This window comes from Pseudoalteromonas sp. HM-SA03 (assembly GCF_002289345.1).
Taxonomy (GTDB): Bacteria; Pseudomonadota; Gammaproteobacteria; order Enterobacterales; family Alteromonadaceae; genus Pseudoalteromonas.
Genome location: NZ_NSDG01000061.1, coordinates 70,389 through 80,735, shown reverse-complemented (window position 1 = coordinate 80,735; position 10,347 = coordinate 70,389). Strand labels below are relative to the sequence as shown.

Below are 10,347 nucleotides of genomic sequence, written 5' to 3'. Positions count from 1 at the left end.
GGTCATGATGGACTCGAACCATCGACCAATGGATTAAAAGTCCACTGCTCTACCAACTGAGCTAATGACCCACTTAACGCAGCAGTTTTTTGTTACCAATCGCCTGCTGCGGGCGCTTATAATACTTATTTAAATTTTGAGTGCAACTGAAATAGCTAGTTTTTTTCACTTTTTATGACTAAGCGCCTAATTTTAAGGCACTCCGCTCAAAAAGTGATAATTACATTTTCGCTAAACGCTCTGTTGCCAATTTTGCAGGAGTCGTACTTGGATACTCTTTAATCAATTTATTAAGGAGTGTCTTCGCTTCTGCTACTTGTCCCTGTTTATGTAAAATAGTACCCAGCTTTAACATCGCTTCTGGACGTTTATTCGATTCAGGGAAATTATCAACAACGTTTGCAAAATGAGACTTAGCTTTACCATCGTCAGATTTTATTAAGAATAGCTGACCTAACCAGTAATGCGCGTTCGGCACATATACTGAGTTTGGATACTGCTGTAAAAAACTTTGAAACTCAGGGACCGCCGCATCATAGCGCTTATCCTTCATTATCATATTTACTGTACGGTCGTACGCTTCATTCTCAGACAGATTACTGCTGAATGCTTGTTCAGGCGTAACATCTGACGTTACCGCAGCGGTTGTTTTTGACTGGTCGTAAGCTTGGCTAACGCGATTTTCAATCTCTTGATACAGCTCACGTTGACGTTGTAGCACTTTTTCAAGCTTATAGCTTTGCTCTTCCGTCACACCACGCACTTGGCTTACTTCTTCTTGCAGCAGGTTAAGTTGTTGCTGTAGCTCAGCCTGTAGCAAATTGCGGGTTCTCATCATACTCTCAAGTTGAGAGACACGTTCTTCTAGTGTTTGATTTGAATTTGCAGCTTCCGAAACAGGAGCGGGAGCAGCCCAAACTTGGGCGCTCCCGCTCACGAGTAAGAATGCTGCCAAAATAGTATTCGGCTTCATAATAACTCTTTCTTAGTACACTAATACCGCGCGGCGGTTCTTAGCGAATGCTTCTTCTGTACGTGACTTCACTAAAGGTTTCTCTTCACCATAGCTCACTACAGAGATTTGACTGTCAGAAACACCAAGGCTTTGAAGATACTTAGCCACTGCTTTACCACGGCTTTCACCTAGCGCGATATTGTACTCTGGCGTACCACGCTCGTCTGCGTGACCTTCTACTAGTACTTTCACACTTGGGTTTTTCACTAGGAAATCCGCATGCGCTTGAAGTAATTCAGCGTACTTGCTCTGAATAGTAGATTTATCGAAATCGAAGTATACGATCTGTTCTTGACGTAGTGCTTCATATTTCTCACGTAGTTTTTCTTCCGCTGATTTCTCGCGAGAAATAGTGTTTACGTCAACAGTGTTATTATCTTGATTGGTTGCCGCTTGATTGCTTTCGCTCGCCGCGCCCTCGTCAACACTTGAAGATGAGCTACATGCTGCAAGTGTCATCACTGGCAACGCGACCATTAAGGCTTTTAGAGTTTTGTTAAGTTGCATCGAGTATATTCCTATATCTTTATAAATCTAACCAGCAAAATTACTGTAAAAACGGCGACCAGGCTGGTGCCTTAACTTGGCCATCCAAGACAGGTAACCTTGCCTTGAAGCGACCATCCATAGACACCAGTGCCAATACCTGCTTATTATTGTGCAAGGTGCTGTATATTATCATCGAGCCATTTGGTGCAATACTCGGAGACTCATCTAGTCTCGTACGAGTCAGCACTTGAAACAGCCCGGAATCTAATTCTTTTTTCGCAATGTGGTAACGGCCTAGCGTGCGGTTAACCATAATCAAACGTTTACCATCTGGCGTGATCGAACCCGCTAAGTTCATGTCACCGTCGAACGTCACTCGCTTAGACCTACCAGTTTTTAAATTTAACTTATAAATCTGAGCATTACCACCCCTTTCAGATGTATACACAATTTCTTGACCGTTTGGATGCCAAGAAGGCTCAGTATCTATACTACGATGACGAGTTAAGCGTGTTTCTTCACGAGTTTTCAGGTCAATTAGATAGACTTCTGTCGCACCACCTGAGTCCTTAGAGAGCACCGCTAGTAATTTAGTTCCATCAGGAGAAAACTGGGGCGCACCATTGATACCAGGATGACTCGTGACGAGTTCGCGTTTTCCAGTGTAAATATCTTGAACGTAGATTTGCGACTGGCGATTCTCAAAAGTCACGTAAGCAAGCTTATTTGCATCCGGTGACCAAGCAGGTGACATTAACGGTTCTTTTGAGCGCAGTAATACCTGTTCGTTGTAACCATCATAATCAGCAACAACTAATTGGTATGGCTTATCTTGCCCGTCACGTACGATGATGTAGGCAATCTTAGTTCTAAATGCGCCTCTTTCACCCGTTAAGGCTTCATATACTACATCGCTAATTTGGTGCGCATAGTTCCTAAAGCCTGTACTACTGACAATACTTTGACGTCCTTCAAGCACATGGTCGTCGCTTTGCATTAAACGACCATTTGACATAATGCGAGTTTCACCACCGGTCAGCTGTGCTCTGATAACGTCAATCAGTTCATACTTTACCAAGTAGCGTCCAGCAGATTGCTGAGTCACGGTGCCTACAACTAGCGCTTCAACTCCCGCATCAACCCATGCAGCGTAGTCGATTTCCGAGTCAGTTGTTGGTAATTGAGGCATGTCAGCCTCGGCAACGGGCTTAAATTTACCGCTACGCATCAAGTCTGCAGAAATAACGTCACTTAAACTCGACGGCATTTCACCAGTGCCATTATATTTGAATGGTACAATTGCGATGGGTCTAGCACTGTCTACCCCTTCTGTTATCACAATTTCAAGTGCGGCTTGCGCAAACTGTGAAACACCCAGAGTAAAAACCAGCAATAAGGTTGTGAACTTCTTTAGCATGTTCGTCCTTTAAAAATTTGGTTTAATTGTTAAATTGATATTCTTAAGCTGCTCAAACACGTCTTTATCTTTAGAAACAGGTAAAGTATCTGCCATTTTCACAGCACGGATAGCCGCTTCACAAACTAGTTTGTCGCCGCCCAATGACTCTACATGCGTCACAAGGCCGTTAAAGGCTAGACGGATGTTCACTCGGCATTGTTTACCTTTCATTGTTTCATCGATAAGCAAGTTTGCTTGAATGCGTTGCATGATAAGTGCTTTAAACTTATCCACTTCGCTCAATACTTGCTGTTGACGGATCTTAGCTCTTGCTGCCTGCTCTTTGGCAAGCTGGTCACGCAGCATTTGTTCTTCAAGTGCCTTTTGACGTTGACGCTCCGCTTCTTTCGCTTTTCGTTTTTCCTCAGCTTCGCGACGTTTCCTCGCCTCTTCGGCCTTCCTTAAGCGATCTTCTTCAGCTTGGCGCTGGGCTGCCGCTTTTTTAGCAGCCTCTTCCGCAGCGGCTTTTTCAGCTCTCGCTTTATCAGCCTGCTCACGTTGCTTTTTCTCTATTGCTCGAGCCCGTTTGGCTTGCGCTTCAGCTTGGCGAGTCTCTTCCAGCTTTGCTTGACGCTCTTGCTCTAGCTTTTTAATGCGCCGCGCTTCAGCTTCACGGTCTTTCCTGGCTTGCTGGGCGCGTCGCTCAAGATCTCGAATACGGCGATCCTCAGCAGCTTGTTTTTCTTCTTCACGCTTTTTTAAATCTGCAATCTTTTTCTCTACAGCTTGCTGGTCAACCGACACAGCAGAAACCGCCCTTTCAGGCTTTTGATCGTTCTGCTGTGGATTTAAGGTGACTTCCATCACAGTAGGTGTTTCAACTTGGAAATTTGCCGTAGCAAATAGCAGACCGCCAATCGCGCTATGAAGCAATACTGACTTAACTACGCTGCTAGATAATGAACTCATTACTCATCCTCAAATGATTTAGTCATTAGGCCAACAGAAGGAACACCCGCTTTTTTCAGAAAATCCATTAAATAGAGAACTTCTTGATACGACACTCTGCCTGAACCTTTAATCATTACAGGGGTATCTGGGTTTTGTTCTAACTTAAGTTTTATCACCGCCGCCACTTCCACGGCATCCATTGGTGCCTCAGGGTCGGTACCAACAGTCACAAAATAGCGACCTTCAGCATCAATGGTGGCAATAATTGGTGGCGAGTCTTTGGTTTCAACCAATTCAGACTCCTCCATCTGGGGTAAATCTACTTTTACGCCGTGCTGGATAAGTGGAGCCGTTGCCATAAAGATGATCAAAAGCACCAACATAACATCAATATAAGGAACGACGTTGATCTCCGCGACGGGACGACGTCTCTTACGCTGATACATTTTGTTTTGCCTCTAATTGTGTTGCAGCCTGACGATAAAGGATATTAGCGAACTCTTCCATAAAGTTAATGTACTGAGTTTCTAGCTTTTCTACATTTTTGGCAAATCGGTTATACGCCATAACCGCTGGAATTGCCGCAAACAACCCCATCGCTGTCGCAATCAAAGCTTCAGCAATACCTGGCGCAACCATTTGCAGTGTCGCTTGTTTCACTTCGCCGAGCGCGATGAAAGCATTCATGATCCCCCAAACGGTACCAAATAGACCGATATAAGGACTGATAGAGCCAACTGTTGCTAAAAAAGAAAGGCTCGATTCTAACTTTTCAATTTCACGAGAAAGCGCGACACGCATTGAACGATGAGTACCTTCAATAACAATTGAAGGTGATTGGATATTGCCTTTTTTATGTTTTGCAAACTCTTTAAAGCCGGATACAAATAGCGCTTCTAGTCCTGAGGCACTACCAGTCCTTGCAGCTATTTCATTATATAGTTTGCTAAGATCCATACCGGACCAAAATTTTTGCTCGAAATTTTTTGATTGGCTTTGGGCTTGAGAAATGACAGTTTTACGTTGAAAAATAATTGCCCAAGAAGCAATAGACAATCCCACCAGGGTCAACATAACAAGTTGCACCAAAAAACTGGCTTTTAAAATTAGATCGACAAAATTTAGTCCCGATTCCACGTTATTATACTCCCAAAAGTGTTTCGGCAATGGTAGCCATTTATATTCTTGCGCTCTACCGAGCAATATCTAGAGATAGACTAGATTTACTACCAAAAGGTTCAGCTAGTTTAACCACACTACAAATACCTTACAATCTCAATACTGCGAATTCATTGTATTTGACGATAAATAGACCAAAACAGTGTAACTCCCTTTGCTTTACCCAAACTTAAGTAAATTCGACAATCTCCACCACAGCCTCTAAATATGACTGAAAACTGCATAAAATAGGAGTTTTATGCACAAATAGAGAATAAAACCTCAGAAAACAGATTGGTATTACCAATTAACAACAGATTATCTAATATTTACATTTTGCGCATTTAACATACAAACCTATATTTTACATAAACTTATAAAAATACATCATCACGTTTAAGCTCACTTTTTAACCTAGAAAAAAACTTTGATATTAGTTTTTTTTATCTGAAAAAAGAATTTTTCTAGTTTGATGAAAAGCCAAAACCTCTTTAATATACACCCTGTACTGAGCGAGCAGCTGAAGTTTCAGCAAAGCACAGTTACTTGCAATAGGATTCTGATTTTTCGTATTGCTTAGATGACGCATTTTGTGGATAAAACCCAAAGTAAGTCATCTTGTTCCCTGGATTACTTCCTTCAACTTGTTGTTTTGCCCGCATTATTTGCGGGCTTTTTTTTGCCTAAAATTTGGTGCAGGCTCCGTATTGCGTTCCAGCCTTTCTTTAACACTTGATCATCTTGCGATTTTTATCTAGCGTTTGGTTTAAAGGACGAGACAATCTACAAATAGTTTAAGCAACGTATAGCCCACACAGGTCGAGATAAATTTACCTGAGGTTTAGATAAGAAAGGTTCTCACTCCTTGTTGTTAAGGGGCAACTTAATTTACCTCCTTGCCTAGCCAGAAAGTTTTAGGGGGAAACTAGGCGAATTTACGCACCAATAGCTGGCTATTGGAAGNTGGAAGTGAATTCAACGCAGTTAGCGCTAAAACTGGCTGCTAGAAAGGCATTAATTATCCGAAGCTCAGGTAAATTACTTAAGCAGTTATGAATCTTGCTTGAATTGAGCTGATACAAAATAATGGATTTATGCAAACGTGATTTGCAATACGCAAGTGTAGAAATGAAATAGCCGAGTGAATACTCGGCTATTATGACGAATAAAGGTGTTTATTACCCAACTTAGATCATTCTGGCTTGCTTAGCTCAAAATGCATATAGGCTTTGTCAGAGACAATACGTCCTCTTGGCGTGCGTTGAATAAAACCTTGTTGGATCAAAAATGGTTCAATTACGTCTTCGATAGTTTCTTTTTCTTCTCCGATTGCAGCAGCAAGGTTATCAAGACCAACCGGGCCACCGGTAAACTTTTCTATGATTGCCAGCAGATATTTGCGGTCCATATAATCGAAGCCACATTTATCAACATCGACCATATCCAGCGCTAAGTGTGCAATCTCTTCAGTGATAGAGCCATCGCCCTTCACTTCAGCAAAGTCTCTTACCCTGCGTAGTAAACGGTTTGCTATTCTTGGTGTACCGCGAGCTCGACGCGCCACTTCAGTTGCACCCGACTCGCTGATCTCTAGATTTAAATGATACGCTGAGCGAGTCACAATCGAAGACAAGTCCGCAACCGAGTAAAACTCCAAACGCTGCACAATCCCAAAACGGTCTCGTAATGGTGAGGTTAATGAGCCAGCACGTGTCGTTGCGCCAACCAAAGTAAAAGGCGGTAAATCCAGTTTAATCGAGCGTGCAGCTGGGCCTTCACCAATCATGATGTCTAATTGGTAGTCTTCCATAGCAGGATAGAGAATTTCTTCCACCTGAGGGCTTAAACGATGGATCTCATCAATAAATAACACATCCCCTTCTTCAAGGTTAGTGAGCAATGCGGCCAAGTCTCCCGCTTTTTCAAGCACAGGTCCCGAGGTGGTTTTAATATTAACCTCAAGCTCGTTTGCAACAATGTTCGCAAGCGTGGTTTTACCTAAGCCCGGCGGGCCAAATATCAACAAGTGATCTAAGGCTTCCTGTCTTGAACGTGCCGCCGCTATAAAAATTTCCATTTGCTTTTTGACATGCGGCTGACCGGTATAATCATTTAGTAATTTAGGTCTAATCGCCCTATCAACTAAATCTTCATTACCTTGGATCTCAGGTTCAATTAATCTATCTGCTTCAATCATAGTTACATCATCGATTTAAGAGCATCTTTAATGATACTCTCGGTCGTCATGCCTTCTCTGTTTACGGCTTTTACCGCTTTTTGTGCTTGAACTTGTTTATACCCTAATGCCATTAAGGCTGCAATCGCTTCATCTGCTGGGGTATCACTTACCGTCGGATGCTCTTGCGGCGCAAGTACAGCGGCATCGCTAAACGGTGTGAGTAAGTCATTGCCAAAGTCTTTTAGCTTATCTTTCATTTCAAGTACTAAACGCTCAGCGGTTTTTTTACCAACTCCAGGGATCTTAACCAAAGTAGTTGCATCGCCATGATTCACGCAGCTAACAAATTGCTCTGCAGACATACCCGACAAAATTGCAAGTCCGAGCTTTGGACCGACTCCGTTTGCTTTAATTAACGTTCTAAACAATGCACGTGCGATCTTGGTATTAAAACCAAACAGTAACTGCGCATCTTCACGCACCACAAAGTGGGTAAATACTGATACCGGCTCGCCCACGCTCGGTAATTCATAAAAACAGGTCATAGGCATTTGTACTTCATAACCTACACCTGCAACATCAATTAATATCTCTGGTGGCTGCTTTTCTAACAGTGTTCCGCTTAATTTTCCTATCATGGTTATCTCAACCTTCCTCTTACGGTTTTACGCGCTGCGCCTGCCATTTTTATTAAGTTTTGCCTTGAGTGCGCGTGACAAATCGCCACCGCCAACGCATCTGCTGCATCAGCTTGGGGTGTACCAGGCAATTTTAATATGCGCTTTACCATTTCCTGTACTTGGGCTTTATCTGCACCACCAGTACCCGCAACGGCTTGTTTAACTTGCCTTGCCGAATATTCACTCACAACCACTGACTGCATGGTCGCGGCAACTATAGCCGCACCTCGCGCTTGACCAAGTTTTAAGGCTGAACTTGGATTATGCGCAACGAACACTTGCTCAATCGCAAAGTCGCTCGGCGAAAACTGCTCTATAAGCTGTGTGATCCCTTGATAAATCATTTTTAATCGAGTGGGAAAGTCATGTTCACCAACTTTAATACAACCGCTCCCTAAATATTGGAACTTTGCACCTTGGTGAGCAATCACACCATAGCCTGTAAATCTTGACCCCGGATCAATTCCTAAAATGACAGCCAAACGCATCGTCTCTTGATTTTTTGGTTATAATGCCAAAATACTGTATGAATTACCAGTTATAAGCTAGCTCATCTGATCAAAAAAGGCGACCTAAGTCGCCTCTTTTACATCAGGTTGACGAACTCACTCGCCTTCACCTTGCTCTGCTAACTGCTTTTCTATTGAGATAGCAAGCTCTTTTAGCGCATCTGGGTTTGCAAGGCTTGGTGCATCAGTCATCAAGCACGATGCTTGCGTTGTTTTCGGGAACGCAATAACGTCACGGATGTTGTCAGTGCCACATAGTAGCATCACCAAACGGTCAAGACCGAATGCTAAACCTGCGTGTGGAGGCGTGCCATACTTCAGAGCATCGAGTAAGAAACCAAACTTCTCTTGCTGCTCAGACTCTTCAATACCTAGGATCCTGAACGCTGCCTGTTGCATTTCGTTGTTGTGAATACGAACCGAACCGCCGCCTACTTCGTAGCCGTTAAGTACCATATCGTAAGCATCAGAAAGTGTACCTGCTGGATTTGCTTCAAGTTCCGCAGCACTTACGTCTTTAGGCGCAGTAAACGGGTGGTGTACCGCGTGTAGATTACCTTCGTCGTCTTCTTCGAACATCGGGAAGTCAACAACCCAAAGTGGTGCCCACTTAGTTAGATCTGTGATTTCTAAATCAAGACCAATCTTCAGACGCAGCGCGCCCATCGCTTCATTTACGGTATTACGCTTGTCTGCACCGAATAGAATAATGTCACCTGTGTTTGCGCCTGTGCGCTCAAGTAGTGCATTGATCACTTCTTCATTCAAGAACTTAGCGATTGGTGACTGTACGCCTTCGCTACCCGCATCACGATCATTCACTTTCATCCAAGCAAGGCCTTTCGCACCGTAAATACCTACAAACTTAGTATATTCATCGATTTGCTTACGTGAAAGTTGTGCGCCACCAGGCACTGACAGTACTGCAACACGACCTTTTTCGTCGTTCGCAGGGCCGCTTAGTACTTTAAATTCAACGTCTTTTACGATGTCTGCAACGTCGATAAGCTCAAGCGGGTTACGTAGGTCTGGTTTATCTGAACCATATTTGCTCATCGCTTCGCTGTATGGCATCACAGGGAACTCACCCAAATCAACGTCTAGGAAAGACTGCCACATTTCGCGGATCATTTTTTCTGTCACGCCACGCACTTGATCTGAGCTCATAAATGACGTTTCGATATCTATCTGAGTGAACTCTGGCTGGCGATCGGCACGTAAGTCTTCATCACGGAAACACTTTACGATTTGATAGTAGCGGTCAAAACCAGACATCATTAGTAGCTGCTTAAATAGCTGCGGCGACTGCGGTAGCGCATAGAAACTGCCTTTGTGAACACGACTTGGTACTAGATAGTCGCGTGCACCTTCAGGTGTCGCTTTCGTTAGTACTGGCGTTTCAATGTCTAAGAATGCATTTTCATCCAAGAAACGACGCACAAAGCTACTCGCTTTAGCACGCATCTTAATGCGATCGCTCATTTCTAGACGGCGTAGGTCTAAATAACGGTATTTAAGACGACGCTCTTCAGAGTTTTGCTGATTGAAGTCAAGCGGTAATGGTTCTGAACGGTTGATAATGGTTAAGCCAGTGCCTAAGATCTCAACTTCACCGGTTGCCATGTCTTTGTTAACTTGGCTTTCAGGACGCGCACGGACAACACCTTTGATCTGAACACAGAACTCTTGGCGCAACGTATTCGCTTTATCCATTAAGCCTTCCACTTCAGGATCGAATACCACTTGCACAAGCCCTTCTCTATCTCTTAAATCGACAAAGATTAGGCCGCCAAGGTCACGACGTTTATTGATCCAACCACATAGTTCAACTTCCTGATCTACATGGCTCTTATTTAGTTTTCCGCAGTATATAGAGCGCATAAAATTCCTGTCAGTCCAGTTTGCTCTTACGACTAATCACTTCTCACCACACAATATGAATTCACAGTATTGGTAAGCCAGTCGCT

Annotated in this window: 10 protein-coding genes and 1 tRNA gene; all 11 read right to left on the bottom strand. The window is 43.4% G+C overall.

Going from position 1 to position 10,347, the window contains the following annotated elements; translation table 11 throughout:
* Positions 1-71: transfer RNA gene (locus CKO50_RS13010), tRNA-Lys, on the bottom strand.
* Positions 72-220: 149 nt separating this feature from the next.
* Positions 221-973: a tol-pal system protein YbgF gene (gene ybgF, locus CKO50_RS13005; protein WP_095728499.1), complete on the bottom strand. Its 753-nt coding sequence runs from the start codon at positions 971-973 to the stop codon at positions 221-223.
* 12 nt (positions 974-985) lie between these two features.
* Complete coding sequence (pal, locus tag CKO50_RS13000) at positions 986-1,522, bottom strand: peptidoglycan-associated lipoprotein Pal (protein WP_010605122.1); 537 nt, start codon at positions 1,520-1,522, stop codon at positions 986-988.
* A 40-nt stretch (positions 1,523-1,562) separates the two neighbouring features.
* Positions 1,563-2,921, bottom strand: coding sequence for a Tol-Pal system beta propeller repeat protein TolB (tolB, locus tag CKO50_RS12995; protein ID WP_095728498.1), 1,359 nt, complete (start codon positions 2,919-2,921; stop codon positions 1,563-1,565).
* Positions 2,922-2,930: 9 nt separating this feature from the next.
* A complete protein-coding gene (gene tolA, locus CKO50_RS12990; protein WP_095728497.1) occupies positions 2,931-3,872 on the bottom strand; it encodes a cell envelope integrity protein TolA in 942 nt (313 codons plus the stop codon).
* Entirely contained in the window at positions 3,872-4,300 is a 429-nt protein-coding gene (tolR, locus tag CKO50_RS12985; protein WP_010377593.1) for a protein TolR, read from the bottom strand. Before tolR ends, tolA begins: the two co-directional genes overlap by 1 nt.
* On the bottom strand, positions 4,287-4,991 hold the full coding sequence (tolQ, locus tag CKO50_RS12980; protein WP_095728577.1) for a protein TolQ: 705 nt from the start codon (positions 4,989-4,991) through the stop codon (positions 4,287-4,289). The genes tolR and tolQ overlap by 14 nt, the downstream gene beginning before the upstream one ends.
* 1,213 nt (positions 4,992-6,204) lie before the next feature.
* On the bottom strand, positions 6,205-7,209 hold the full coding sequence (gene ruvB / locus CKO50_RS12970) for a Holliday junction branch migration DNA helicase RuvB (protein ID WP_010377587.1): 1,005 nt from the start codon (positions 7,207-7,209) through the stop codon (positions 6,205-6,207).
* Positions 7,210-7,211: 2 nt separating this feature from the next.
* Positions 7,212-7,829, bottom strand: coding sequence for a Holliday junction branch migration protein RuvA (gene ruvA, locus CKO50_RS12965; protein ID WP_010377584.1), 618 nt, complete (start codon positions 7,827-7,829; stop codon positions 7,212-7,214).
* A gap of 2 nt (positions 7,830-7,831) precedes the next feature.
* A complete protein-coding gene (gene ruvC, locus CKO50_RS12960) occupies positions 7,832-8,353 on the bottom strand; it encodes a crossover junction endodeoxyribonuclease RuvC (protein WP_010605128.1) in 522 nt (173 codons plus the stop codon).
* Positions 8,354-8,476: 123 nt separating this feature from the next.
* Positions 8,477-10,261 (bottom strand): aspartate--tRNA ligase, encoded by a 1,785-nt coding sequence (aspS, locus tag CKO50_RS12955; protein WP_095728496.1) that lies wholly within the window; start codon positions 10,259-10,261, stop codon positions 8,477-8,479.
* Between the last annotated feature and the right edge of the window lie 86 nt (positions 10,262-10,347).

What these genes read in the sequence shown, in the direction of transcription:
- tolA (WP_095728497.1), bottom strand. Translation starts at nt 3,872, where the DNA reads ATGAGTTCATTATCTAGCAGCGTAGTTAAGTCAGTATTGCTTCATAGC.
- tolB (WP_095728498.1), bottom strand. Translation starts at nt 2,921, where the DNA reads ATGCTAAAGAAGTTCACAACCTTATTGCTGGTTTTTACTCTGGGTGTT.
- tolR (WP_010377593.1), bottom strand. Translation starts at nt 4,300, where the DNA reads ATGTATCAGCGTAAGAGACGTCGTCCCGTCGCGGAGATCAACGTCGTT.
- ruvA (WP_010377584.1), bottom strand. Translation starts at nt 7,829, where the DNA reads ATGATAGGAAAATTAAGCGGAACACTGTTAGAAAAGCAGCCACCAGAG.
- pal (WP_010605122.1), bottom strand. Translation starts at nt 1,522, where the DNA reads ATGCAACTTAACAAAACTCTAAAAGCCTTAATGGTCGCGTTGCCAGTG.
- ruvB (WP_010377587.1), bottom strand. Translation starts at nt 7,209, where the DNA reads ATGATTGAAGCAGATAGATTAATTGAACCTGAGATCCAAGGTAATGAA.
- ybgF (WP_095728499.1), bottom strand. Translation starts at nt 973, where the DNA reads ATGAAGCCGAATACTATTTTGGCAGCATTCTTACTCGTGAGCGGGAGC.
- aspS (WP_095728496.1), bottom strand. Translation starts at nt 10,261, where the DNA reads ATGCGCTCTATATACTGCGGAAAACTAAATAAGAGCCATGTAGATCAG.